The sequence below is a fragment of the Acinetobacter sp. ANC_7511 genome (genome assembly GCF_056779975.1).
In genome coordinates, this window is record NZ_JBWYIY010000012.1 from 28,315 (window position 1) to 54,950 (window position 26,636).

Sequence of the window (26,636 nt, forward strand, 5' to 3'; positions counted from 1 at the left end):
TAAACTTTATTTGACCTCAATACAGGGGATACATTATGCAACATATTAAAATCAAACCAGGAGTTCCACTTGCGGAGCAAGCCGAAATTGGTCACAACCGTTGGCACCCAGACTTACCTTTTCTGACATCAGTAAAACCTGGTGAAGAAATTCTGATTGAAAGTTTGGATTTCCTTGACGCACAAATTAAAGATACTGACGATATTTCTGATGTTAAAAATGTGGATTTAACACGTGCTCATCCTTTAACAGGTCCATTCTATGTTGAAGGTGCAGAACCAGGTGATTTGTTGGTCATTGATCTACTAGACATTCAACCGATTTCTGATGTGGGTTTTTCGGGTGTTTTTGCCAAGGAAAATGGTGGTGGCTTCTTGGCGGACTATTTCCCAGAGGCAGATAAAGCCATTTGGGATTTGAAAGGTTTATTTGCAACTTCACGTCATATCCCTGGTGTACGTATTGCAGGATTAAAACATCCTGGCTTGATGGGAACTCTACCATCACATGATTTACTGAAAGAATGGAATCGCCGTGAAGCATTGCTCGTTCCTAAAGGTCAGGCAAACCCTCCTGATCCACGTACAGCCGTTCTGCGTGGTGTGAAAGGTCCAGAATTTGATCGTATGGCGGCTGAAGCTGCACGCACAGTTCCTCCACGTGAACATGGGGGTAACACAGACATTAAAGACCTTGCTGCAGGAAGCCGTATTTACTTCCCTGTTTATCAAAAAGGTGCTGGCTTCTCAATGGGCGACCTCCACTTCTCACAAGGTGACGGTGAAATTGGTTTCTGTGGTGCGATTGAAATGGATGGCGTTACACGTGTCGGTTTCGATTTAATCAAAGGTGGAATGGAAAAATACAATATTGATTCACCTATCTTTGTTCCAAGCAATGTACGTCCAAATTATGATCAATGGCTGACTTTCGAAGGGATCAGTGTTGAAGATGGTGTAAATCACTATCTCGATGCGACAGTGGCTTACCGCCAAGCATGTTTAAAAGCTATTAAGTATCTTGAAAACTTTGGCTTTACTGGGTCACAAGCCTACATGTTACTTACCGCTGCACCGGTTGAAGGTCGTATCGGAGGTATTGTAGATATTCCAAACTGTGCATGTACCGTCTCACTCCCAACCTCCATTTTTGAACAAAATATCTTGCCGCAAGGTGCTTTAAATGACGATAAATTTTGGGGGCATAAACGCTAATTAGCGCATTATTGTTGTTACAGGTTTCACCATTTTACGGGGTAGCTTGAGTAAGCATGCGAGCTACCTCCTTTTTAACTTTTAAACATGCGCATGCTTAAAAATAAGTAGGAGCACGACCATGCCATTATACGATTTCCGCTGTGATCACTGCGAAGGAATTTTTGAACAACGTGTGCCTATTTCTAGGATTGCAACTGACACCATCGAATGTAAATACTGCCAACAACAAACCTTAGCAAAACCGATGATAACTGGCAGACAACAAATCAACATGAAGACCAAATGGCGCCCAGGGTCAGGCGCAGAACAACTTGCAGGACCTTTAGTCGGCGGTCCAGGTACCAATAAAAATAGTGCGCGCAGTTCAGTGCTACACAATTGTCGTGGTGTGAATTGTTCACTCTGTGAAGTATAAAAAAGCCCGCAGATGCGGGCTTTAATGCTCGTGTCTACGGACAATTAAACGACTAATTCAGCTAAGTTGCCTTTTTGTTCCAACCATTCTTTACGATCACTTGCGCGTTTCTTGGCTAATAATTTATCTAATAAACCTGAAGTAAAATGCACATCATCCAAATCTAGTTGCACCAAACGACGAGTATTGGGATCCAATGTTGTTTCACGGAGCTGACTTGCATTCATCTCACCCAAACCTTTAAATCGTGTGATTTGTGGGGATTTAGTTTTGGCTTTTTTCAATATGCCTTCTAATTCTGCTTCATCAAGCGCGTAATGCACATCTTTACCGTCATCAATACGGAATAAAGGTGGCATCGCAACAAATAAGTGCCCTGCTTCAACTAGACTTGGGAAGTGCTTCACAAATAATGCACATAGCAAAGTCGCAATATGTAATCCATCTGAGTCTGCATCGGCAAGAATACAGATCTTGCCATAGCGAAGTTCAGACAAATCATCAGAACCCGGATCGACTCCTATTGCGATTGCAATATTATGAACCTCTTGAGAAGCAAGTACTTCATCTGAAGAGACTTCCCAAGTGTTTAAAATTTTTCCGCGGATCGGCATAATCGCTTGGAAATTCTTATCACGCGCCTGTTTAGCAGATCCTCCAGCAGAATCACCTTCCACAATAAATAGTTCTGACTCTTCCAAACTATGTCCCACACAATCAGATAATTTGCCTGGTAAAGTTGGACCTGAAACGATTTTTTTGCGCTCAACTTTCTTCGCTGCTTTTAAACGACGTCCCGCTTTTGAAATCGCCATTTCAGCCAATTGCATTGCAATTTCAGAGTTTTGATTCAACCATAAGGCAAAAGCATCTTTGGCGATGTTCTGTACAATCCCAGAGGCTTCACGACTTGAAAGACGCTCTTTGGTTTGACCTGAAAATTGTGGCTCTTGAAATTTCAAAGACAGAATATAGTTCACGCCATCCCACACATCTTCCGCTGAAAGCTTCATATTACGTGGTAAGAGATTACGTAACTCACAGAACTCACGGATCGCATCCGTCACACCTGAACGAAGACCATTCACATGTGTGCCACCTTGCGCCGTTGGAATCAAGTTCACATAAGATTCTTGAATGCTCTCTCCGCCTTCAACATTCCAACAAATCGCAAACTCCGCACTGGCACGTTCCGCGTCACCTGTAGCGACAAATGCAGGCATAGGGATGATTTCACGATCTTCTAATTCATCCATCAAATAATCGACGAGACCATTTTCAAACTGCCAAGTGATTTTTTCGTCGTTAATTTCATCAACATAATTGATTTGTAAGCCAGCAGCTAATACCGCCTTCGCTTTTAAATTGTGTTTAAGTGCCTTTAATGCAAATTTAGGTGAATCAAAATATTTCGCTTCAGGCCAAAAGTGAACTGAGGTACCCGATGCACGTTTAGGGGCTTTACCTTCCAGAACTTCAAGTGGTGCCGTTGCTTCACCTTGCTCAAAGGCCATTTTGTATAAATTACCTTGGCGCTGAACTTGAACTTCCACACGTGTGGAAAGCGCATTTACAACAGAAATACCAACCCCGTGCAAACCACCAGAGAATTGATAATTATCTGTGCTGAATTTCCCACCTGCATGCAGTTTAGTCAGAATAATTTCAATGCCGCTTTGACCATATTCAGGATGAATATCAACTGGCATACCACGCCCGTTATCTTCTACTGACAATGAACCATCTTTATACACAGTCACTGTAATTTTATTCGCGTGTCCTGCCAATGCTTCATCGACCGCATTATCAATGACCTCTTGCGCCAAATGGTTTGGACGTGTGGTATCGGTATACATGCCTGGACGACGGCGTACAGGATCTAAACCAGATAAGACTTCAAGGGATTGGGCCGTATATTGAGACACGTTGAATTGTTTCCTTATTTTAAGCTGTCAGCTAAAAACTGATATACCAAGGGTATTTTATCCGCGAAATCATCCATCGCGTGATTGCCATATGTTTCTGTAATGAGGAACGCTTGATGACCATCGCAATTATAATAACGTTCCGCTTCACGATAATCCAAAACTTCATCACCTTGTTGTAACAAGACCAAGATTTTGTCTGCATCTTGCACAAACGGAACTGCCATATGCTCCAATTGATCAAGCTGAGCTTCATCTAACGACCAATTCGCAGTGACTGGATAAGGAAACTGCGCCGTTGAAAACAAGTTTCTAAATAATTTCCATGGTTGCATAGCGGGATTAATCAGTACAGCTGCGACTCCATGTTTCGCGGCAAGCTGCGTCGCATAAAATCCACCTAAACTGCTCCCAATCAAAACGACATTTGACATAGACTCGATGAGCGTCGAAATCGAAGTAATGACCTGATCAGGCGGCATATTTAAATCGGGCAAATGCACTTGTACATGTTCATGTCTTTCAAAATACTGACGAATCAGTTGCCCTTTAATCGAAAAAGGACTACTTTGAAATCCATGTAGATAGATAATATTCATGAACTGATTAATTGCATTTTCCTCAAAATTGTTCTAATTTTTATTGTGAATCAGATCACATATTTGTTTCTCTTTTGTACGATAACAAATATTGTCAGACAAAAAAATTAGAGCCGATCTGAAATCAAAGTTATCTTAAAAATTGTTCGGGATGAACAACATAAGATAAATACAAGGAATTTTATACAGTGATCATTGCTAAAAATAAAGTGTCTTTAGATGATCATGCACTATCAGGATAAGACTAGATGCCGAGTTTAACGCCACTACATGAAACCTATTGTAAATGGGATCGATCTCCTCCGAGTCAGGCCGATGTGCTTGAAGGTTTGGCACAACTGGTCAGCACTCCAATCAACCTTGCTGTTCAAAATCTCATTCAATCACTTCAACGTGAAGTGCTCTTAACCGTATTTGGTTTAAGTAAAAAAACATCAAAAGAATTTCAAAAAAAAACCTACGTTCGAAAGTTATATCAATTTTCATATGACACGCTTCTAAATTACGGAAATTATTTGGTCGCACCAGCCCTGCGCAAAATCATTGATCAATTTCCGAAACTCCATGATAAACCCCTCACGCCAAAAATGATTTTTTTGGTCAGTGCTCTTAATGGCGTGATTGGCGACTATTTACTCAAAAATCAAAATCCGTTGGCGATTACCAGTAATCTGTATGATCACTATGGAGAGTTACAACAGGGTGACCTGTCAGGTCGTGTCGTGATCTTTTGCCATGGTCTGTGCATGAATCATCTTGATTGGACCAATCGCAACTATGGCGGTATTGGTGAAAAACTGCTTGCACAACGCGACAACAACACCATGCTTTATTTGCATTACAACACTGGGCGCAGAATTTCAGCGAATGGTCGTTCGTTGGCCAATATGCTTGAAGACTTGGTAAAGCGCAATCCACGTATCACCAGCCTTGATTTAATCGGTCACAGTATGGGTGGTTTGGTTTCTCGAAGTGCTTTGTTTTATGGTAAACAAAATCTCCATCAATGGTTTCACATGGCAGAGAATTTGGTCTGCTTAGGTTCTCCACATCATGGTGCGGTTCTAGAACGTATTGGCTTTGCCGTTCAAGAAAAAATTGGACACTTTCCCATCATCAAGTTAGCCAGCCACATTGTGAATATTCGCAGTGATGGTATTTTGGATTTACGCCATGGTAGTGTCCGTGATGATGACTGGGAACACAATCACGCTCGTATTGGCATGATGGATGATAATCGTAAACCTGCACCGCTGCCTTCACATATCAATACATTCTTAGTAGCTGGAACAATTGAGTTTGAAAATCGTAAAAATCGTACACTTAAAGTCATTGGCGATTACTTAGTGAGTGTGCAAAGTGCTTTGGGTGAGCATCCAAATCCGCGATTCCAACTGAAATTGCCAGAATCACATAAAGCGGTGTTCTACGGGCTCAATCATATGGAAATTCAATACCATTCCAGTGTTGCTGAGCAAATCGTTAAATGGTTCTATCCACATCACGATGAATTAGCTGAAGAGCAAATCCGTAAATATTTAATCAAATTAGAAAGCATGGAAGGAATCGTAGAAACCTGACCATCTTCAATAAAAAAGCCAACTATTAGTTGGCTTTTTTATATTAAGCAGAATACTTTCTGAATAACTGCCAAATCGAGATGATCACCAAAATACTAAAAAATACCAAAGACCACACAGGTAAAGACTGACCTAGGAAAGTCCAGTCTACTACCGCACATTCGCCTGATCCTGACAGCACTTGTTGAAGCACTGTTTTAAGCGGCAAAGCATCTACCAAATAATCTAAACCAGGCCCACAACTTGGCACTTTATCTGGAGGTAAACTCTGCAGCCAGACATGACGTGCAGCAACACCCGCTGACCATAAAATCGATAATGTCCCTAGGAAAGCATATACTCGTTTTAAACCATTACGGACGGGATTGTGTAGAAACGCAATAAAAGAAATCAGCCCCAATCCGATCAGACCTAACCGTTGAAATACACACAATGGACAAGGTTCAAGACCTTGGACATGTTCGAGATACAACGCGAAGGCCATTCCAATCACGCTGGCTATAAACAACAGGCCACTCACCATGCGGTAATTTTGCCACTGCATATACTTTCCTCAATATTTTTATCGATATGCTTTTAGATATTCTTTAAAGCTTAAACTAGACTCTGCTTCCAACTGTTGTTGCTGCTCAAGTGATTGCACTGTAAGTTGTTCAAAATAGGTGACTTTATCCTGAGATAACACATAATTTTGATAATGATCAGCATGTTGATGCGCGAGCACACTACCTAAGCTCCAAGTACCACTATGTTTTAGTGTATCTTCTACTATTTTCGCAGAGAAGGTTTCATCCACTTCATCTACTCGTAATTGCATAATTTGCATTGCATCAGAATACAACGAGGTCGAGTGAGCTTGATCTAACGTTTCTGCTAAAGGCTGCATCTGTTTGAGATATTTATTTGCCCATGTCTCAATTTCAATTGATTGACCATTTTCAACAATGGCAGCATTTGGCGCACGTCCACGATTCACAACTTCTTGCTGGTTTTGTTCAATCACTTCAAGTTCATCATCTAGCAGTTCAGGACTGTCTTTTAATAAACAATAAAGCGCTAATACCTCAAGGAATCCTGCAGTATCTTCATTGATACCAATAGGGCTGTATGGATTCACATCTACTGCGCGTAATTCAACATACCCTACCCCACGGTTTGCTAATGCATCAGATGGTGTTTCACCAGACTGTGGTACTTGTTTAGGACGTACAAGACTATAGTATTCGTTTTCAATTTGCAGTACGTGATCATTAATTTGGATCGGCTCACCCGCTTCGTCATCTAATCCCAAACGACTGAAAGCAGCATAAGATGTTTTCACCGCCTTTTGTAAACCTGCTAAATATCCTTTCAAATCATTGTAATGAATACCTAACTCTTTCTGCGCCGAGTTTTGATATCCAAAGCGCCCCATACGCAATGCAGTGGCATATGGCAAATACAATGTTCCCTTAATTAAAGGCAATAAATGATGTTCACGACCCGTCATAAAACAACGACAGACCGATGGGCTTGCACCTATCAAAAACATAACCAATGGGGTTAAACGAATGAAATTTCGAATTAAAGCGAAATATCGATGGCTGCGATAATCCTGCAAACTGAGCTGTTTTAAAGCTTCATCTTGCTCGTTTGCTTGCAACTGCTCAAACAACGCATCAGGGAATGAAACATTGTAATGTACACCTGAAATCGTCTGCATACGACGACCATAACGTACACCTAAACCACGACGGTATAAGGTTTTGAATTTACCAATATTGGACGAGCCATATTGCGCAAGACGAATACTTTCTTCTTCATCATCCAACATACATGGCATCGACATTGGCCATAGCTTTTCACCATCTTCTAGATGTCGATGAGTGAAAGCATGAATATCTTCTAAGTAGCTTAATGCTTCAGGAATTGAAGATTGAGGAGGCGTAATAAACTCAAGTAAGGCTTCAGAATAATCTGTCGTAATATGAGGATGAGTTAACGCAGAGCCTAAACCCTTAGGATGATCTTTCTGGGAGATAAAGCCATCACTTTGCATCCTTAAGCTTTCGCGCTCAATGCCTCGTAACATACCTTTAAACACCGACGAATCCACCCAATTTGGTAAAATTGTTTCAGAGAGCGCTTCGGGTTGACTCATTACTTACTCGCTTATCTAGAAGAACGACTGAGATAAAAAATTATTGATTTATATCAAGTATACCGTGATTTATATTCCCAAATGCAGTTTGCATATACATTTCAGTTGGATAAACCTTTTATTTTGGCAAATTTTTAACACAATCTTAGTCTTTAAGACATCTGAAATTTGTGATTTTATTGCAGAATAAATGCTAACAAACTGTAAAGAATATGAATTATCACAACGTTATAGATTTTTGGTTCAGTGCTGAAACTCAACCACATTGGTTTGCGAAAAGCGATGCTTTCGATCAACTTATTCAAGCGCAATTTGGTCACACCATCCAACAAGCTGCCGCAGGCGAACTATGGACATGGCGGGAAACTGCTTTAGGACGCTTAGCAGAAATCATTGTCTTGGATCAATTTTCTCGTAATGTTTATCGTGGCAAAGCTGAATCTTTTGCCCAAGATCCATTAGCACTTGGGCTAGCTCAAGAAGCGGTTCGTCTTGGTTTAGATCTCGAACTGGAACCTGAACAACGTAGCTTCTTATATATGCCTTTCATGCATAGCGAATCAAAAATCATTCACACTCAAGCGCTTCGTTTGTTTGAGGCATTAGGCAACCCTGTAAATTTAGACTTTGAGAAAAAGCATCAAGTCATCATTGAACGTTTCGGCCGCTATCCTCATCGTAATGAAATTTTAAATCGTCTCTCTACACCTGAGGAAATAGAATTTTTAAAACAGCCAAACAGTAGCTTCTAAATTGATATTGATACAACAGACTTCAGGAGAGCGAAATGAAGAACTTATGCATGATTTTGGGATTATCTGGCATGATCCTGCTGTCTGGTTGTGTCACGACGCCAAGTAAACCGCCTACATTTGATCAGCTTGGGCAATTCGCAACTATTCCCTTGAACCAATCAACGTATCGTATTAGTTTTCAAGGCTCATCCAACATGAGCTATGGTACAGCTGAAGAAATAACCTTACTTAAAGCTGCACAAACAACGGTCAAACAGGGCTTTCATTTTTTTAAAGTCCAAGATGATCCAAGCAATCGCACACAACAACCACCTCGTCAAGCTGTGGTTTATTCCAATCCTTACCCGTATGGTTATGGATATCGTAGACATCCTATGTTCTTTGATCCTTTTTATGATCTGCCACAGGTGGTCAGTTTAGAGCCAGTTCAAGTAGCCTATACCATCACCTGTTTTAAAGATCAAAAAACAGCACCTCAAGATGCTTTTGATGCACGTTTAATTTTACAGGCCTTAGGGTCTAAATATGGTTTAAGTGCTACAGGCGACATACTGCCTGTACAAACACAGCCTTCTCAATCACAATAAAATAATATTAATACAACAGCTTACATAGGAATTATGCATGAGTGTATCACCAACAATGACTACCCCTAGTCTGGATCGAAGCAAACGGTTTGCCATGATCGCACTGGTTGTCGCTGTATTGGCTTGGATATCGCTCATGGTAGCTGCCAAAATTTTTCCAGAATATGTTTGGCTTATTCATATTTTAATGTTGTCTGCTGAAGCAGGTGTGGTTGGTGGTTTAGCAGATTGGTATGCCATTACGGTTTTGTTTCGGAACCCATTCGGCCGTATCCCTATTCCTAAGTTTTTAAAAGATCACACCGAAATTATTCCACGTAACAAAGCGCGTATTGCAGAATCCATGGGACGTTTTGTTCAAGAAAACTTCCTATCGCCACAGATTGTGGCAAAAAGCTTGAGTCAAACAGATGTGAGTTTGGCAGTAGGACAATGGCTAGCCAATCCAGATAACAATCGTCAAGTGACTCAAGTGATTCAACAGACAGTGCCTAAAGTTTTTGAGTTTGTTGGACAAGAACAAGTCGGTAGGTTTATTCAAACTAACAGTGTGCAATGGGTAAAGAACACTCAAATCAATACCCTGGCCAGTGAAATGATTCGTGCCGTATTAGAAAATGACTTCCACCAAGATGTTTTACAACGTGGTCTCGATGTTGCGCACGGTTGGGTGACTTCACATCCTGAACAAACTCGGGAGCTAACCCGCACCCTATTTAAAGAACTCGGAGTGTGGCGTTTAGCCAAAGGCGCAAGTTGGATCGGTATCGATGTTCAACAAAGAACGATTGACTCTTTAATAGAGCGTGTCGAGTCAATGTTGGCAGATCCAGAGCATCCATGGCGTCAAAAAATTGAGAGTATTGCACAGCATTTAATGACTGAACTCGCAAATCCTGAAAGTCAGGCGAGTCTTAAATTAAATGAAACTAAAAATGCATTGTTAGATAGTCCTCAAGTTTTAAATTTTATTACTGGTGCCGTCGTCATTCTGTGCAATGCCATTCGTGAAGATTTGGAGAAAGCAGATTCAGGTATAGCTGAAAATTTACGTGTTGCGATTCAACAAGTCGGTCAAAACATCATTTCCAATCCTGCATTACGCCAATTATTAAATGAAAAAATGAGTTCAATGGCAGTCAATCTCAGTGATCAATACAGCGAAAAAGTCATTTTATTTATCAGTGAACGCATTCACGAATGGGACTCACGAGAAATGATCGATAAAATTGAAAATGAAGTCGGTGGTGACTTACATATGATTCGCGTCAACGGTGTTGTCGTTGGTGCATTTATCGGTTTAGTGTTAGGGATCATCCGAGCAGCAGTTGAATTTTTGATTTAACTTAGAAATGAAATTTAAATTTGGTCGCTGACTAAAATTGAATTCATTGTGAATTGACGTCATCAAAAAGCCCATTTCTGCATGAATGGGCTGTATTTATTATTCTTAATCCATTTAAAGAACTAAGCTATCACTAGAGTCATTCCTATCTGCTTCATCTTATATAAACCATAATAATATTATAAGGTTACATAATTTTTTTACGATTTAAATGTGAAATAATATCTTGATAAGAGTCTACTTTACAAAAATAAGCTGGGGAGTTCTTTCTCACGTCTTCTGAGGGTTGAAATAAAAAACCATAATCAACTAAATGCAACATCGAAAAATCATTGAATGCATCACCAATCGCAATACTATTGGTCATTGAAACGTTTTCTTTTTGGAACTTTACAATAATTTCATGTTTCCCTTTATCTCGTGTATACAGAACATTTTCTATAAATCCATCTGGTCCAATTTCTAAGTGATGACAATATGTATTTTTAACAGGAAGATTTAATTTTTCAAAAAAGGGAAATAAAAACTCATAAAAGCAATCTGAAATAATGTTAACTTCAAAATTTTCAGCCTTTTGCAAATATTCTAAAAACTCCTTAGCATCTGGAATGACATCCAGTTCTTTAATGTCATCGATTAATTGTTTTAAAGGAATTTTATTTTCTTTCAGTAAATTAATTCTAAATTCCATCAGAGACTTATAGTCTGCGACTTCTCGAGTTGTAATCGCCAACTCTGGGATATTGTATACATTTGAGAAGTGTTTCCATATTTCAGGGACAAGAACACCTTCCATATCGATAAAAGCCATCTTTTTCATATTGCTACCCTATTATTGAAATTTAGCAAACAGAAGTGCTATCCCTAGCAGACATAATACAGTTCCAATCACTCTGTTAATCTGTACTTGCTTAGCTAACATTTTCTGTCTTAAAACAATCGATGAAAAAAGCAAAGCCACCAATCCAAACCATAAAAAATGAGCAAAAGACATAAATAGCCCATAACCGACCAGAATCGCTTTCGGCGTACTCACACTGATGATCTGAGTGTATGTACTAATCACAAATAAAGTCGTTTTAGGATTAAGTGCATTGGTGAAAAAGCCATATTTCACTGCTTGAAAAGGATTAATTGCAGCAGTTGATGACGTCTCGACAACCGGACTTTGTACAAAAGTTTTATAACCGATATAGATGAGATAGATGGCTCCAATATACTTCACAATATTTAGAATTTGAGGTGTATACGCCATGACAAATGCGACAGCAATAAGCGTATAAGTCACATGAATCAAAACACCTAAAGAAATTCCCAGTGAAGTGAGAACACCTATCCTTCTACCATATAAGTAACTGTTTTTTGTCACGATAGCAAAATCAGCACCAGGACTCACAACAGCGAGTATGGTGATGAGAATAACTGCTATAAACTCACCCATTCATTATGCCTTTTTAAACGTGATCACTAATACATCTCTTAATCCAGTATCACCCAACGTAAAATCATTGACTTTGATTTCCGTTACGCTGTGATAGACCTGATGATCATCCACAAGTGCGATATCTAAAAAATTTTCAAGCATAAATTCTGCTTTCAAATTCTTATTTAAGTCATAAATTCGGGTCATTCCACCCTGAACATTTTGACGGTTGATCATGGCCATTAAAACGAAATCCACCCCATCTCGATGTATCCCCTCAGGGGTTGGCTTACCACTATCGTTAAATTTTGCTTCAATGCGAAATTGATGCGCTTCGATAAACCAATTTTCAGTTTCAATTTCTGAAAAGGTGAGATATGCGAATTGTAGTAAATTTCTAAAAATTGGATTTTCAATTGTATTTTTATCAATCTCTGAAAAATATCTCGCAATTCCACCATTCAAAGTGTTGTATTCAATCGTCTGAAAATGAGGAATATAAGAATTTTTCAGTAAAATTTTATGCTTATCATTAATAGTAAAAGTTGCATGTTTTCTTGTTCGATATTTACCTTTATCCGACATAAATTGATCTAAATCTAGAGCGTTCCAACTGTCTATAAAATCACTGACATCTTGCTCATTAACATCGTGAAAATTATTATTTTTCTGTATTTCTTGGAATGTATTTAAATCAATAAACGCATAACCCTTTTTGATTATCTCTTTTGAATATGTGTATTCATGGAGATGCTGCTTGTTAAATGGACTGAATTTTAATATATTTTCCATTGTATTAGCTTTATTTTGCTTTTGGTAATCTTCATTTTGAACAAAAGTTAAAAAAATAAAATCAATAAAATCGACTAAAAATATATGAGTTTTTGGAATGATAGAAAAAATATCTTTGAATTCACTGAAGTTTTTTTATTTTGTCGCTAAATACAGCAGTGTCACGATTGCAGCAAAGAAATTATTTGTTACGCAAAGTGCCGTCAGTAAGCAAATTTACAATCTCGAAGAAATATTAAATATCACATTATTTGAACGACGAAATAAAACCTTGATACTCACCAAAGAAGGAGAAACTCTTTTTCATTGCGCTCAGAATATTTTCAATCAATTGGATGATTGTTTAATTGGACTAACTCAAAATAAAACTGAAAACAAACAATTGGTACTGTCCTGTGAACCAACCATTTCGATGAAGTGGTTAATTCCACGACTTGTTGAATTTAAAAAACTTGGACATGATTTTGAAGTGGTTTTGCTCACAGGTGGTGGTGTAGTCGACTTTGAAAAAGATAATATCGATATCGCAATACGAAGAAATGATTTTGAATGGGGATCGCATCTGTTTAGTGAGAAAATTGGCGATGAATATATTGTGGCAGTCCAAGCATCTCACCACCCTAAAACCAAAGAATTGTTAATTTCTAAATCACGCCCTTATTTTTCAAAAAAATTACACCAATTGGATGAACTCAAAGATATTCTGAAGAAACATTCCAAAATAGAATTAGAGCATTTTTACTTATGTTTAGAAGGCTGCTTGGCTGGCCTAGGAAAGACGATCATTTCTATCTACATGATTGAAAAAGAATTAGAGCTCAAGTCTGTAAAAAAAATAACACCAATTCTTCAGGATGGTTCTGCCTATTATCTACTGTCCCATACTAGATTTATTGAAGATCCTCGGAAGATTATTTTTTTAAATTGGTTAAAAAATGAAATGAAGCAAAGTCAGATCAATCATTTTTAACATGAGATCACATAGATCATCTAAGGTTTTAAACTTAATTGAAGATCATTAGAATCTTATGAAAATTAAAACGAATATGTCGCAGATATTTGTATTTAGTGCAGGCATTTCAACTGCTAAACTACGAAGAAACGGGCTAAATATTACTATCCAGCATGATTAAAATTGAATCTAAATTACCAGACTTAGGTGTCACTATTTTTAGCGTGATGTCAGCACTCGCCCAAAAGTTGAACGCGTTAAATCTTTCTCAAGGTTTTCCTGATTTTCCACCTCCTCCTGAATTAATTGCAGCTTTAGCTCAAGCCACACAACAAGGCTATAACCAATATCCACCTGGTGACGGTCTGCTGAGTTTAAGACAAAAAATTGCAGCCCAATTCTGCCAACGAGACCAAGTCGATTTAGACCCGATCAGCGAAATCACCATTACACCTGGTGCAACGACTGCAATTTTGTGTGCGATTCAAGCTGTTGTAAATGCTGGAGATGAAGTAATTATTTTCGATCCTGCTTATGATAGTTATGCACCTGCAGTGAAACTCGCTGGGGCGCAAGCGATCCATATCAACTTGGTACATCCAGACTTCCATGTTGACTGGAATGTGGTGAAAGATCGAATAAATGAACGAACGCGATTAATCATTGTAAATACACCACATAATCCCTCAGGTGCAATTTGGTCCAAGCAAGATTGGCAACAACTGATCGAGTTGATTCAGGATAAAAACATTTGTGTACTATCTGACGAGGTCTATGAATATTTAGTGTTTGATGGTCAACAACATTATTCTGCGCTTAGTTTTCCTGAACTTCGAGATCGTAGTTTTGTGATTGGTTCATTCGGAAAAACGTTTCATGTTACTGGTTGGAAAACTGGATATTGCGTTGCACCTCAGGCACTGATGAAAGTATTTCGTCAAATTTATCAATTTGCCAATTTCTGTGGTGTCCATCCGATTCAAATCGCGCTTAATCAATTCATCGAACAACATCCTGAACATATTTTAGATCTCCCCAATTTTTATCAAGCTAAACGTGACTTATTCATCCATGGAATTCAACATTCAAAATTTCAATATGTGCCGTCACCAGGAACTTATTTTCAAAACTTAGATTTCAGTACACTAAGACCTGAGCTCACAGATATAGAAATGTGCCAATATCTTGCAGAACAACACAAACTGGTAGCGATTCCTATATCAGTGTTTTATCAACAGCCACCTCAAGATCTGAAGCTCATTCGGGTCTGTTTTGCAAAACGAGAGGAAACCTTGCATCTTGCAGGAGAAATTTTAACGAAGGTTCAATCACAATAACGAAAAGAGACGAGACGGATTACTTTATTACTAAATCAATTTGAATGATAAGGTGCTAAGGTCAATCCGTTGATATAGAAAACAATAATGGATAAGACTTATATATGGCGAGAACCTTACGGCCGATTGATGAACCTGGTTTCTGGAAAGTTTTTTTAGTTTTTTTAGTTCCGCTGATTGCAACCAATATCCTGCAAAATTTATCCGGCACAATTAATACGATCTTCGTCGGGCAAATGATGGGCGTTCAAGCAATTGCTGCTGTTTCCGTCTTCTTCCCTATTTTGTTCTGTCTCTTGGCTTTTGTAATTGGGCTTTCGGCTGGCTCGACGGTATTGGTTGGTCAAGCGTGGGGAGCACAAAATTTAGAAAAAGTAAGAGCGGTTGTCGGCTCTACTATTTTTATGACATTGATCGGCGGGACGATTATTGCCATTTTAGGTGTTCTATCTGCACGCCACATTCTTGAGGCCTTGGGCACAGACCCAAGTGTCATGCATTTATCTTTGCCTTATGTTCAATGGATGTTAGCAGGTAGCCCACTCCTTTTTATTTATATTATTTATACCTCTATCTTACGTGGTGTCGGTGATAGCATTACACCTCTCATCGCTTTGGGAATGACCAGTTTAATTGGGCTCTTTATTACCCCTGTTCTCATCGCTGGATATTTTGGATTTCCTCAATTGGGTATCATTGCACCTGCCATCGCCACGATTGTGGGTTATCTGGCCGTGCTTATTTTTCTGTACGTTTATTTAAATAAAAAAAATCATCCATTACGTCCAGATTTAGCAATGTGTAAACATGTACGCCACAATCCTGAACTGAGCAAAATTATTCTCAGACTTGGCGTTCCTACAGGCATTCAAATGGTCACGACCTCTGTGGCAGGATTAGTCATTGTCGGCTTGGTCAATCGCTATGGTTCAGAAGCAACAGCTGCTTATGGCGCAGTTAATCAGGTTTTGAACTACATCCAATTCCCTGCTCTGTCTATCGCAATTGCTGCCTCTATTTTTGGGGCTCAAGCGATCGGTGCAGGTAAAGCGGATTCTTTATCACGTGTAACTAAAACAGCACTGGGGATGAATTTTGTCTTTACAGGCGGGCTCGTAATCTTGGCTTATTTGTTCTCAAAATATCTCATGGCATTATTTATTACAGATGAAAAAGTCGTGATACTCGGGCAACAATTATTGTTTATTGTGCTGTGGTCAATTTTATTTTTTGGCGCGAGTGCTATTTTCGCCTCAATTATGCGTGCAAGTGGCACTGTGACTATGCCAATGATCATCAATATTGTAGCCATACTCTGTATAGAACTCCCAGCAGCTTATCTATTTAGCGCATGGTGGGGGCTGGCGGGAATCTGGTACGCTTATGCTTTGGCTTTCGTTTGCTTATGTGTGATGCAAGGTTTGTATTATCAATTTGTTTGGAAAAAGAAAACTGTTCAAGTACTGATTTAAATTAGAAATCAAGAAAATAAAAAACCCGCATGACGCGGGTTTTTTTAACGATTATTTAGAATCGAAACGTTTACTCATTTTAGTCGCAAATGCAGTCACTTTTTGATAGCCCGTTGGCATCACACGTTGCATTAAATCAATCACTTTCGCATCGTTACCAATCAGTAAACGACGGCGATCTTTTTGCACTGCTTCTAGAATTTGACGCGCTGCTTCTTCAGGTGGACAACGTAATAATTTATCAAATGTCTGTGCAGATTTCTGTGGATTCATGCCCAAAGATTTTAAACTGTCATTCATTTTTGCAGCTTTCGCAATATTGGTACGAATGCCACCTGGATGTACGCAAAGCGCGCTCACACCCACATTTTCAATATCTAGCTCTTGACGAAGAGATTCAGTGAAACCACGTACAGCAAATTTAGTTGCATTATACGCAGACTGAGTTGGTTGCGCAGTTAAACCGAATAAACTTGAAATGTTGATAATGTGTCCATCACCTGTTTTCTTAATATATGGTAAGAATTCTTTGGTGCCGTACACGACACCCCAGAAGTTAATGTTAACAATCCATTCCAACTCTTCGTATGTTGCGCCTTCAACGGTCGAACCCAATGCCACCCCAGCATTGTTGAAAATCATGTTCACTGAACCATGATTCTGTACAGTTTCAGCCGCCCATGCTTTAACTTCGTCACGATTCGCAACATCTACTTTCTTGGTTGTGACTCGTACATTTGCATTCTTCGTCAGTTCAACTGTTTCTGCTAAGCCCTTTTCATTTACGTCACTTAAAGACAAATGACAACCTTGCTTGGCCAGTAACACCGCAAGTTGTTGACCAATACCAGAACCTGCACCTGTGATTGCAGCCACTTTGTTTTTAAAATTTTTCATTGTGAATCCTTTTTTTGATTTTTATGCACCACAGCGTTGATCTGGGTCATTCATGTTCACTATAATTTTGACAATTATTATTGTCAATGTAACTATCGACCATTTTTATTGTTACTATAGGCCAATTTAGTATCTTTAGCTGATCAGTACTCTATACTGACCGCAGCATAACACTTTTATAAAAAGACTCGAATTGCTATGAACCCAGAGAACCTCACTCCATCAGAACACGAGCAAGCGATTGAAAAGCCTCCCGCAAAAGAGCGTCAATTTAAAGGGATGTCCTTAACTGAACGCAAACAAGCACGCCGTGAGAAACTTATTGAAGCGGGTATTGAAGCATATGGAACTCATGGTTTTTTCTCAGTAACCGTTAAAGATATTTGCACACAAGCGAAATTAACTGAACGTTACTTTTATGAATCTTTTAAGAAAAGTGAAAACTTATTCCAAACGATCTTTTTAGAACTGATTGAGAAGCTTCAACAAACATTAATGCAAGCTATTATGAAAGCCTCTCCTGAGCCTCTCAACATGATTGATGCAGGTCTAAATGCGTTCTTTAGTTTTTTAGAAGATGATCCGCGTACCGCTCGGATTATTTATATTGATGCAATGCTCGTCCAAGAACTTCATAATCATGCAACCATTCAAGAAACAATGGGCCGTTTCGACCGAATGATTCATGCCTTTGTCACATTAATGATGCCACATACCCATCTCACTGAAAAAGAGATCTCCTTGATTGCAACTGGTCTAAATGGCTATGTCACTCAAGTTGCTGTTCGCTGGGTAGTAGGTGGTTTTAAACTTCCACGTGCTGAGGTCGTTCAGGCATGTAAAACCGTTTTTCTCGCCCTATTGAATGATCTAATGAAAAAGTAGCATCAAATTAAGATGAAGAAATTGTGACAAATCGTAAGTAAATTTAAGATATTGATTTAATTTCAGATTAATAAATATCAATGAGACAAAATATCAGCCTAATTGTCACAAAACATTGCTATATTTAACTTCGATTTCCATCTTGCAATGATACTGTCATAATTAATCTTTGTAATAAGCCTGTCATAAATATAAAACGGTTCACCGTTCATCATAGGATATTGCGTTGTGAAAGATGACTACATTTTAATTGTCGACGACGAGCTCCCAATTCGGGAAATGATCCATACTTCTTTAGATATGGCAGGCTTTCAATGCTTGGAAGCAGAAGATGCGAAACAAGCACATCAAATGATTGTTGATCAACGTCCAGCGCTTATCCTACTCGACTGGATGTTACCGGGTGGCGTGAGTGGCGTAGATTTGTGTCGTCGCCTTAAGCGTGATGAAACACTTTCAGAAATTCCAGTCATTATGTTGACTGCGCGTGGCGAAGAAGACCATAAAGTTCAAGGTCTTGATGCTGGTGCAGATGACTATATGACGAAACCATTTTCAACACGTGAGTTGGTATCCCGTATTAAAGCAGTGTTAAGACGTGCAAATGCGTTAAATGGCGAAAAAACCATTGATGCAAATGGCTTAATTCTTGACCCAGTAAGCCAACGTGTCAGCTATAATCAAAATATTCTTGATATGGGGCCAACAGAATATCGTCTATTGGCATTCTTTATGACTCATCCAGAACGTGCCTATACCCGTGCTCAATTACTTGATCAGGTATGGGGTGGAAATGTGTATATTGAAGACAGAACCATCGACGTCCATATCCGTCGCTTACGTAAGGTGCTCGAACCTTATGGTGCAGACCGTTATGTTCAAACTGTGCGTGGTACTGGCTATCGTTTTTCAACACGAGCTGATGTTGCTTTAGGTTAATTTAGATTTTATGTACGAACCCTACCCCGTCCCAGAATTGGCACGTGAACATCAAAAGTTTCTATATAGCAGTTTATGGACTTTTGCCAAGCAAGACTTACGTTTACTGGTATTTCTACTGATTATTGCGGGCTGTATCGGGTTAGGGATTGGCTATCTTTGGATATGCTTAGGCATTGCCTGTCTCATATTTTTTGGTATCCAATTACGCTCATTATATTTAGTCAATGATTGGATTTCGAATCGTCCTTACGATGTACCACCAAATTTAAATGGAATCTGGGGGGCATTACTGTTCAATGTATATCGGGCTCAACGCCAAGAACGTATTGTTCAGTCTGAAATGGTTGGACTGATCGATCGAACTCAATCTTCTCTCGTGGCTTTATCAGAAGCGATTATTCTTACGGATGATTCCCATCAAATCGAATGGTGGAATCCTGCTGCGGAAAAGTTATTTGGCATTCAAGCTGTTGATCGTGGCCGCAACCTGCTCACGATTATTCGCCAGCCAGATTTTATTGAATATTTTCATAATACCAATCAAGCACCAGATGGTGTAAAAATTAAATTGGTGAACCATGATAATAAGTACGCGCAAATCAAACTGACTCGCTTTGGCAATGAAAGTCGCCTCTTAGTTGCGCACGACATTACGCGTATGAAAAATCTCGAGCAAATGCGTTCAGATTTTGTTGACAATATTTCACATGAATTAAGAACACCACTCACAGTGTTAAGTGGGTATATCGAAACATTCACAGATCAAGAAGATATCAATCCGCGTTGGAAACGTGCCTTTGAACAAATGCAATCGCAAACTAAACGCATGAATGCATTGGTCAATGATCTTTTGCTTTTGTCTCGTTTAGAAAATGAAAAACAAATTGCGAAAAATCAAATTATCGAAATGCCAAGTTTAATGAACCATCTGTTTGATGATGCGCAAGCTTACAATATTGATTATGGTCATACACTTAACCTTGATATAGACAGCCACTGTGACTTAATTGGTTCAGATATGGAATTGGCGAGTGCATTTAGCAACTTAATTACCAATGCCATAAAGTACACCCCGAAAGGTGGCACCATCACCATCGGCTGGCATGATGATGGAGAACGTGGCTATTTTTCTGTTCAGGATACTGGTATTGGAATTGATCCAAAACACTTACCGCGTTTAACTGAGCGTTTTTATCGTGTGGATAGTGCACGCAGTCGTCAAACAGGTGGTACTGGTTTAGGCCTTGCCATCGTTAAGCACGTACTTATGCAACATGGCGCACATATTGAAATCGAGTCGAAAGAAAACGAAGGCTCTACATTTATTGCCGTGTTTCCCAAAGAACGCTTGTATAAAATGCACGAATAAAAAAAAGCGCCTTAGGCGCTTTTCTTATTCAAAAGATATACTCAAATAAGATGACCCAACGCTTCACCCATTACTACAGTTGAGTTCGCCTTAAATGCTTGGTCCCATTGCATTTTATCTTTCTCAAACAAAACTACAGCCGTTGAACCCAAATAAAAACGTCCGAGCTCATCACCTTTTTCAAGTTTCATCGCATGATGGTTCAGCTCTAAGCGACCTGTTGGTTTTACTTTACCTGTCGCAACAGTTTCAATTCCAGCAACAATCATTGCGCCAACTAAAACAACAGCCATACGACCAATATCAGTATCGAATAAACATACCATTCGTTCATTACGTGCAAACAAACCCGGAATATTTTCAGCTGTAGTTTGGTTGACTGAAAATAATTCACCTGGAATATATAAAGTTTCAGTCAATGTACCAGAATAAGGCATATGCACACGATGATAATCACGCGGTGATAAGTACACTGTTGCAAATTCACCATTTTTGAATGGTGCTGCCAATTGAGGATCACCAATTAACTTTTCAACTGAAAAGCTTTGACCTTTTGCCTGAAAAATATCGCCCTCATTGATTTTACCTAATTGTGAAATTGCACCGTCTGCAGGTGACACGACACTTTTAGGATTAGGATCAATTGAACGAACGCCTGTTTTCAAAGAGCGAGTGAAAAACTCATTAAAGGATTTAAATTTCAAGGCATTTTGTTGCTCAGCAATTGACATATCAATGCCATATTTTGCTTTAAATGCTTGAATGACAACATTCTTTAATACTGGGTTTTCACTGGCTGCGACTTTACCCACCAAACGGCTGAGTTTTTGTTGCGGGACGATTTGCTGCGCTTGAATAAATAGTTTCTTTTTTAAATTTGTCAGACTCACTCAGGTGACTCTCCAGTAATGATTGGACTGTCGAGGCGGTTGCCCCACTCGCTCCACGCACCATCATAAGCTTGGATATCCCAACCCAGTAATCGACCAATAATGTAAGCTAAACCTGAACGGTGATGAGACTGACAATATACGACGACTGGCTGATCAAATTGAAAGCCCAATTGTTCTAAACGTTGTTGCGTGCGTTCTAAGGGGTGCAATTTTAAATGATTTTGACGATTAAGTGCAGTACTCCACTCAAAATGTCTAGCCGTTGGAATATGTCCCCCACGACGTGCCGCGAGACGTTGCCCGGTATACTCCTCAGCCGTTCGGCAGTCCCATACTTGGCAAGTTTTATTTTCAATTTTTTTTATCAAAGTTGAATAATCAATACGGTGTTGATCAACATTGGATATCTTAACTTGAAAAAGACATGTGACTGGCTGAACCTCTTCAACTTCTGAAGAAGTAGGATAGTTGGCGCCTAACCATGCATGAATACCACCATTTAATAAACTGGTGTTATAAAAACCCATACAGTGTAGATTCCATATCAGTCGACCAGCCCATGCCCCACCTTCATCATCATAGACCACGACATGATGCTCAGGTGATATGTTTAATATCTGGACTAGCTGCTGAAGCCCTTCATCATCAGGCAATAAACCCGTAGCTTGTTCCTCTTGGCGCACTAAAAATTTTGGCTTCAGATGTATAGCATGCGGAATATGTAATTGCTCATAGACCGAACTTCGGGTCAAATCAACAATACGTAACTTTTCACTTCCTAAATGAGGAACAAGTTGTTCTGCTTCAATGAGCAGACCGAAATCAAAAGCGTTAGTGGTCATATTTATTGAATAGTTCTATTGGCCTTGTTCAAATCTTAGCACAAGACTTTTTCAAAATTATTCTGATTTTTTGCATGGTATTAGCAAAAAATCAGAAAAGGGAAATTATGATTAAGGAGACTCAACATCAAATACCTGACGCAAATATGCGAGGAAGGTATCATTATCAGTCATCGTTTTTCCTGGACTATCAGAGAGTTTAGCTACCGATTGACCATTGCATTCGACTAACTTTAGAACAATATTCAAAGCAGTTTGTCCCATATCATTGGTGAGGTTAGTACCAATCCCGAAACTGACTTGGAAACGATCTTTAAAATATTGATGCAAATCCCATGCCTTCTCTAAGTTTAGACCATCACTGAAAGTGAGCATTTTAGTTTTGCTGTCAATTTTTAACTTTTTATAATGTGCGTAGGCTTTATCGCCCCACGCATATGGATCACCACTGTCATGTCGTAGACCATCAAACAATTTGGCAAAATACAAATCAAAGTCTCTTAGGAATGCATCCATACCAACAACATCTGTCAGTGCAATGCCTAAATCTCCGCGATATTCCTGCACCCAAGTTTCAAGTGCAGCTTTTTGGAAATCACGTAAGCGAACATCCAGTGCTTGGAAAGCTTGTAAAAATTCATGTGCCATCGTACCAATGGGTGTAATACCCAACTGCTTTGCCAATAAAACATTACTGGTGCCACGAAAAATATGTGGTGCAGCCTTATTAAACTCTTCCACCACATGTTTCTGCCAGTCAAAACTATAGCGACGGCGTGTTCCAAAATCGGAAACAAGAAATGGTGGATCATTCGGTTGTTGACTACTTTCATAGTGTTTCAACAATTCAATTTTAGCTTTAAGACGGCGCTCTCCTTCTGCCAATACCTGCTCATCGCGAATACGACGAAAATAGAGTTCATTGACGATTGCAAGCACGAAAATTTCAAACATCATTGCTTGAACCATAGGTCCTTCAATACGAATATCTAAACGACCTTGATCATCGATACTGGCTTTAATAAAGCGGCGCTTAAGTTGGAATAATTCTAAATAGTCTACAAAATCACTTTTAATAAAGCGCAAACTTCTTAAATATTGTAATTCGTCTTCTTTAAATTTGAGCTGACACAGTAAATCTAACTGTTCGTTCAGTTCCTCTAATATATCCACGAGTGGATAGGCTGTATCTTCAAGGTTACGACAACGAAATTGATAGACACTATCCGTTTGAGGAAATTGATGTAATACCACTTGTAACATCGTGAATTTATACAAGTCAGTATCAAGTAAGGATTGAATAATGGCAGACATATTATTTTTCAGTTTTTAGCAACTTATTGCATTAAAGCACATTTTGTTGCGATTCATAGCTCGTTTTAGTAATTGTCGAAGATTATTCGACTAATTACTAAAACTTAAACTGATTATTTTTTTGCATTGTCTTGACTATATGACTCAGTCAAAGCTTTCAATGCTTTATCTTGCCCAATAACTTTTGCGAATTCTTCTGTGGTCTTATGTCCTGTCTGTTTCGCTTGAGCATCACAATCGACCTGGCGTAATTGTTTGGCAATCGACCATTCAAGCTTAAAGATAGCACCCATCAAAGCTGTATTACCCTTATTATCACGAGCACAGCGGTCTGCACCGTTTTCCAATAGAGTCGTTACAATATCTTGATGACCATAGTAGGTCGCCATCATTAATGGTGTAAAACCAGCATGGTTTTTAATATTGACTGGAAAACCATGTTTCAAAAATTCATGAATAACTTCTTTGTTTCCTGTTTTCGCTGCTGCAAAAAATAAGTCAATCACTTCTTTCTGATCTGATTGTTGTGAGCTACTGACAGACGTCGTTTGAGCGTGAAGCATTACTGAACTTAAACTCAGTAAAGCGATTAATAAACTATATACAATATTTTTCATTCTTCCCTCACCTGAGTTTAAATTCGATAATGAATGCCTGTAAAACTCCCCTAGGGTTGCAGGAAAGGAATTGAGTTTTACAGGACTTTTTTGAGGTGACACCTTAGACCCTAATCACCAATTCAAGGACTAATCTTGATTAGTCTTTTAAAGCTGCCGCTTTCGCTTTAACAGTCGCTAAGTTACCGTTTACAGCTTTAGTCATACGTGTGCCGTAATCCGCATCTGCTTTATAAAAATAAGACAACATGATGTGTTTAGTTTCTGAATCTTTTACGTTACCAAGATCAACTGCTAAGTTCATAATGAGGTCAGATTTCTCTTTAGCAGAGTATGAACGGTATAAATCACCCGCTTGCTTAAAGTTTTGCTCTTTCACACCACGTTGCTGAACTGTGCCAGAAAGTGGAGTTTCAACAGCACGTGCTTTAGGAGTCGATGGTTTTGGCTCCATACGGCTTGGTTCATAGTTCACATTAGATGAAGTTGCACCAACATTCATATAACCGTCTTGGTTATTGTTGTTCACATTTACCAATGGACGGTTTACTGGAATTTGCTGGTGATTTGCACCTAAACGGTACATTTGTGTATCAGAGTAAGAGAAGATACGACCTTGAAGTAAGCGGTCTTCTGATGGCTCGATACCTGGTACTAAATTACCCGGAGCCATTGCCACTTGTTCCGTTTCTTGGAAGAAATTCTTCGGCATACGATTTAACGTCAAAGTACCCACTTTTGTTTCTGGTACTAAATCAGTAGGCCAGATTTTAGTTGGATCAAGTGGATCGAAATCGAAGCTATTCAAATCTTTAGGATCCAATACTTGGATATAAAGATCCCATTTCGGGAAATTGCCCGCATTGATGTTCTTATAAAGATCATTCGTTAAGTGGTTGAAGTCTTTACCTTGTAATTCAGCAGCTTCTTTAACGTTTAGACCTTTAACACCTTGCTTAGAACGGAAGTTAAATTTAACGTATTTATATTCGCCTTTGTCGTTGTACAATTTAAATGCATGTACACCGAAACCGTCTTGTTCACGGTAGCTCGTAGGAACACCTTGGTTACCATATACATAAGTCAACATATTTGTTGCCCATGGCTGGCTAGACAAGAAGTCAAATACGCGATTAGCGTCTTGAACGTTGTCAATTGGGCTTGGTTTCATTGCGTGGATGAAGTCTGGGAACTTGATCGCATCACGAATGAAGAATACAGGCGTTTGGTTACCAACTAAATCCCAGTTACCTTCTTGAGTATAAAACTTAATTGCGAAGCCATGTGGATCACGTAAAGTTTCTGGAGAATGCTTACCATGAATTACTGTAGAGAAGCGTAAGAATACTGGAGTTTTCGTACCTGCTTTGAAAAGTGAAGCAATAGTAAGATCTGATAAATCTTTAGTTGCAACGAATTCACCATAAGCTCCCGTACCACGTGCGTGTACAACACGCTCAGGGATACGCTCACGACCGAAACGTTGAAGTTTTTGAATCAACTGTACATCTTGTAATAATACAGAACCATTTGGACCTGCAGTGATTGAGTTTTGGTTATCACCCACTGGTGCGCCGTTATCTTTTGTTAATGGTGCAGCTGATGCTGCTGTCGCAGTTGCAAGCATTGCAACCAACATTGAACGCTTAAACATCGTTTTCTCTCTCAAATTTACCTTTCCTGCACGCGTAAATTACCTTCTTTAACAAAATTGGTAAAAAGGTTAATTTTTATTATTTCAATCGCTTTATTAGATCAAAAGTATATACTCCGATTAATTATTTTTTTATCAATAACTTATGAGGATTGATGACGACTTTATCCCTTTTCTTTTTTCCAATTTGATACAATTCATTTGAATTAAAAAACATCAAACTTGGTTGAATTATGCGTGCTTTACTCCAACGCGTCCTTGAAGCGAAAGTCGTTGTGGATGGTGAGATTACTGGTCAAATCGAAAAAGGGATTTTAGTTTTTATTGGTATTGGCAAAGAAGATAACTTTGAAAAAGGTAAGAAGCTCATCGATAAGATTTTAAAATACCGTTTTTTTGATGATGACCAAGGAAAAATGGGTTGGAATCTTAGCCAAGCCGGAGGCGGATTATTATTAGTCTCGCAATTTACCCTGATGGCACAAACCCAAAAAGGTTTGCGTCCTGACTTCGGCCCTGCAATGCCGCCTCTCGAAGCAAAAGAACTGTATGAACAGTTAGTTGAATACGCAAAATCTCAGTTTGAACTTGTACAAACAGGAATCTTTGCAGCGGATATGAAAGTGCATCTCATCAATGATGGTCCGGTAACCTTTAATCTTGAAGTTGAATGACTAGAAAAGC

General features: G+C 39.0%; 26 protein-coding genes. 13 read left to right on the plus strand and 13 right to left on the minus strand.

What is annotated here, in order from left to right; translation table 11 throughout:
• The first annotated feature begins 35 nt into the window (after nucleotides 1–35).
• Nucleotides 36–1,214, plus strand: coding sequence for a formamidase (gene fmdA, locus AC1M9L_RS09440; protein ID WP_092766540.1), 1,179 nt, complete (start codon nucleotides 36–38; stop codon nucleotides 1,212–1,214).
• A gap of 121 nt (nucleotides 1,215–1,335) precedes the next feature.
• Entirely contained in the window at nucleotides 1,336–1,632 is a 297-nt protein-coding gene (locus tag AC1M9L_RS09445; protein WP_481591968.1) for an FmdB family zinc ribbon protein, read from the plus strand.
• A gap of 44 nt (nucleotides 1,633–1,676) precedes the next feature.
• Here AC1M9L_RS09445 and parE read toward each other — a convergent pair whose 3' ends face one another.
• Nucleotides 1,677–3,557: a DNA topoisomerase IV subunit B gene (gene parE / locus AC1M9L_RS09450; protein ID WP_481591969.1), complete on the minus strand. Its 1,881-nt coding sequence runs from the start codon at nucleotides 3,555–3,557 to the stop codon at nucleotides 1,677–1,679.
• A 14-nt stretch (nucleotides 3,558–3,571) separates the two neighbouring features.
• Nucleotides 3,572–4,156, minus strand: coding sequence for a YqiA/YcfP family alpha/beta fold hydrolase (locus AC1M9L_RS09455; RefSeq protein ID WP_035264764.1), 585 nt, complete (start codon nucleotides 4,154–4,156; stop codon nucleotides 3,572–3,574).
• Between the two features lie 248 nt (nucleotides 4,157–4,404).
• On the opposite strand from AC1M9L_RS09455, the gene AC1M9L_RS09460 reads away from it, so the two are divergent.
• A complete protein-coding gene (locus AC1M9L_RS09460) occupies nucleotides 4,405–5,736 on the plus strand; it encodes a PGAP1-like alpha/beta domain-containing protein (RefSeq protein WP_092766543.1) in 1,332 nt (443 codons plus the stop codon).
• A 43-nt stretch (nucleotides 5,737–5,779) separates the two neighbouring features.
• On the opposite strand, the gene AC1M9L_RS09465 is transcribed toward AC1M9L_RS09460, so the two are convergent.
• Both AC1M9L_RS09465 and gshA read right to left on the minus strand, forming a co-directional pair.
• Entirely contained in the window at nucleotides 5,780–6,280 is a 501-nt protein-coding gene (locus tag AC1M9L_RS09465) for a disulfide bond formation protein B (RefSeq protein WP_092766544.1), read from the minus strand.
• 18 nt (nucleotides 6,281–6,298) lie between these two features.
• Nucleotides 6,299–7,876, minus strand: a complete 1,578-nt coding sequence (gshA, locus tag AC1M9L_RS09470) for a glutamate--cysteine ligase (protein ID WP_481591970.1) — start codon at nucleotides 7,874–7,876, stop codon at nucleotides 6,299–6,301.
• A 212-nt stretch (nucleotides 7,877–8,088) separates the two neighbouring features.
• On the opposite strand from gshA, the gene AC1M9L_RS09475 reads away from it, so the two are divergent.
• Genes AC1M9L_RS09475 through AC1M9L_RS09485 form a run of 3 tightly spaced genes read left to right on the plus strand, consistent with a single transcriptional unit; the run spans nucleotide 8,089 to nucleotide 10,563 of the window.
• Nucleotides 8,089–8,628 carry a DUF924 family protein gene (locus AC1M9L_RS09475; protein WP_035264779.1) on the plus strand — a complete coding sequence of 180 codons (540 nt, stop codon included), beginning with the start codon at nucleotides 8,089–8,091 and terminating at the stop codon, nucleotides 8,626–8,628.
• Between the two features lie 35 nt (nucleotides 8,629–8,663).
• A complete protein-coding gene (locus AC1M9L_RS09480; protein WP_481591971.1) occupies nucleotides 8,664–9,218 on the plus strand; it encodes a CC0125/CC1285 family lipoprotein in 555 nt (184 codons plus the stop codon).
• Nucleotides 9,219–9,255: 37 nt separating this feature from the next.
• Nucleotides 9,256–10,563, plus strand: coding sequence for a DUF445 domain-containing protein (locus AC1M9L_RS09485; protein WP_481591972.1), 1,308 nt, complete (start codon nucleotides 9,256–9,258; stop codon nucleotides 10,561–10,563).
• 187 nt (nucleotides 10,564–10,750) lie between these two features.
• Here AC1M9L_RS09485 and thrH read toward each other — a convergent pair whose 3' ends face one another.
• From thrH to AC1M9L_RS09500, 3 genes are read right to left on the minus strand one after another with little or no spacing between them, the layout of a single operon-like run.
• Complete coding sequence (gene thrH / locus AC1M9L_RS09490; RefSeq protein WP_092766549.1) at nucleotides 10,751–11,383, minus strand: bifunctional phosphoserine phosphatase/homoserine phosphotransferase ThrH; 633 nt, start codon at nucleotides 11,381–11,383, stop codon at nucleotides 10,751–10,753.
• Nucleotides 11,384–11,395: 12 nt separating this feature from the next.
• Entirely contained in the window at nucleotides 11,396–12,004 is a 609-nt protein-coding gene (locus AC1M9L_RS09495) for a LysE family translocator (protein ID WP_035264787.1), read from the minus strand.
• Between the two features lie 3 nt (nucleotides 12,005–12,007).
• Nucleotides 12,008–12,778, minus strand: a complete 771-nt coding sequence (locus AC1M9L_RS09500; protein ID WP_035264789.1) for a 2OG-Fe dioxygenase family protein — start codon at nucleotides 12,776–12,778, stop codon at nucleotides 12,008–12,010.
• A gap of 97 nt (nucleotides 12,779–12,875) precedes the next feature.
• On the opposite strand from AC1M9L_RS09500, the gene AC1M9L_RS09505 reads away from it, so the two are divergent.
• From AC1M9L_RS09505 to AC1M9L_RS09515, 3 genes are all read left to right on the plus strand, one after another.
• On the plus strand, nucleotides 12,876–13,748 hold the full coding sequence (locus tag AC1M9L_RS09505) for a LysR family transcriptional regulator (RefSeq protein WP_035264791.1): 873 nt from the start codon (nucleotides 12,876–12,878) through the stop codon (nucleotides 13,746–13,748).
• Nucleotides 13,749–13,903: 155 nt separating this feature from the next.
• Nucleotides 13,904–15,067 carry a methionine aminotransferase gene (locus AC1M9L_RS09510; protein WP_481591973.1) on the plus strand — a complete coding sequence of 388 codons (1,164 nt, stop codon included), beginning with the start codon at nucleotides 13,904–13,906 and terminating at the stop codon, nucleotides 15,065–15,067.
• A gap of 104 nt (nucleotides 15,068–15,171) precedes the next feature.
• On the plus strand, nucleotides 15,172–16,539 hold the full coding sequence (locus AC1M9L_RS09515) for an MATE family efflux transporter (protein ID WP_092766554.1): 1,368 nt from the start codon (nucleotides 15,172–15,174) through the stop codon (nucleotides 16,537–16,539).
• A gap of 51 nt (nucleotides 16,540–16,590) precedes the next feature.
• Here AC1M9L_RS09515 and AC1M9L_RS09520 read toward each other — a convergent pair whose 3' ends face one another.
• On the minus strand, nucleotides 16,591–17,436 hold the full coding sequence (locus AC1M9L_RS09520) for an SDR family NAD(P)-dependent oxidoreductase (RefSeq protein ID WP_035264797.1): 846 nt from the start codon (nucleotides 17,434–17,436) through the stop codon (nucleotides 16,591–16,593).
• A gap of 198 nt (nucleotides 17,437–17,634) precedes the next feature.
• Here AC1M9L_RS09520 and AC1M9L_RS09525 point away from each other — a divergent pair, with 198 nt between their 5' ends.
• The 3 genes from AC1M9L_RS09525 to phoR all read left to right on the plus strand — a co-directional run bounded on the left by AC1M9L_RS09525 (nucleotide 17,635) and on the right by phoR (nucleotide 20,632).
• Nucleotides 17,635–18,321: a TetR/AcrR family transcriptional regulator gene (locus AC1M9L_RS09525; RefSeq protein WP_035264798.1), complete on the plus strand. Its 687-nt coding sequence runs from the start codon at nucleotides 17,635–17,637 to the stop codon at nucleotides 18,319–18,321.
• A 228-nt stretch (nucleotides 18,322–18,549) separates the two neighbouring features.
• Nucleotides 18,550–19,260, plus strand: coding sequence for a phosphate regulon transcriptional regulator PhoB (phoB, locus tag AC1M9L_RS09530; protein ID WP_035264799.1), 711 nt, complete (start codon nucleotides 18,550–18,552; stop codon nucleotides 19,258–19,260).
• A gap of 10 nt (nucleotides 19,261–19,270) precedes the next feature.
• On the plus strand, nucleotides 19,271–20,632 hold the full coding sequence (gene phoR / locus AC1M9L_RS09535; RefSeq protein ID WP_481591974.1) for a phosphate regulon sensor histidine kinase PhoR: 1,362 nt from the start codon (nucleotides 19,271–19,273) through the stop codon (nucleotides 20,630–20,632).
• A gap of 41 nt (nucleotides 20,633–20,673) precedes the next feature.
• Here the strand turns inward: phoR and asd are convergent, their stop codons facing one another.
• The 5 genes from asd to AC1M9L_RS09560 form a co-directional block, all read right to left on the minus strand.
• Complete coding sequence (asd, locus tag AC1M9L_RS09540) at nucleotides 20,674–21,522, minus strand: archaetidylserine decarboxylase (protein ID WP_035264801.1); 849 nt, start codon at nucleotides 21,520–21,522, stop codon at nucleotides 20,674–20,676.
• Nucleotides 21,519–22,367 carry a sulfurtransferase gene (locus AC1M9L_RS09545; RefSeq protein WP_481591975.1) on the minus strand — a complete coding sequence of 283 codons (849 nt, stop codon included), beginning with the start codon at nucleotides 22,365–22,367 and terminating at the stop codon, nucleotides 21,519–21,521. The genes asd and AC1M9L_RS09545 overlap by 4 nt, the downstream gene beginning before the upstream one ends.
• 111 nt (nucleotides 22,368–22,478) lie before the next feature.
• Complete coding sequence (pncB, locus tag AC1M9L_RS09550) at nucleotides 22,479–23,681, minus strand: nicotinate phosphoribosyltransferase (RefSeq protein ID WP_481591976.1); 1,203 nt, start codon at nucleotides 23,679–23,681, stop codon at nucleotides 22,479–22,481.
• Nucleotides 23,682–23,794: 113 nt separating this feature from the next.
• Nucleotides 23,795–24,298 (minus strand): ankyrin repeat domain-containing protein, encoded by a 504-nt coding sequence (locus tag AC1M9L_RS09555; protein WP_180028377.1) that lies wholly within the window; start codon nucleotides 24,296–24,298, stop codon nucleotides 23,795–23,797.
• Nucleotides 24,299–24,437: 139 nt separating this feature from the next.
• A complete protein-coding gene (locus tag AC1M9L_RS09560) occupies nucleotides 24,438–25,952 on the minus strand; it encodes a catalase (protein WP_481591977.1) in 1,515 nt (504 codons plus the stop codon).
• Nucleotides 25,953–26,185: 233 nt separating this feature from the next.
• On the opposite strand from AC1M9L_RS09560, the gene dtd reads away from it, so the two are divergent.
• On the plus strand, nucleotides 26,186–26,626 hold the full coding sequence (gene dtd / locus AC1M9L_RS09565) for a D-aminoacyl-tRNA deacylase (RefSeq protein WP_481591978.1): 441 nt from the start codon (nucleotides 26,186–26,188) through the stop codon (nucleotides 26,624–26,626).
• Nucleotides 26,627–26,636 lie beyond the last annotated feature (10 nt).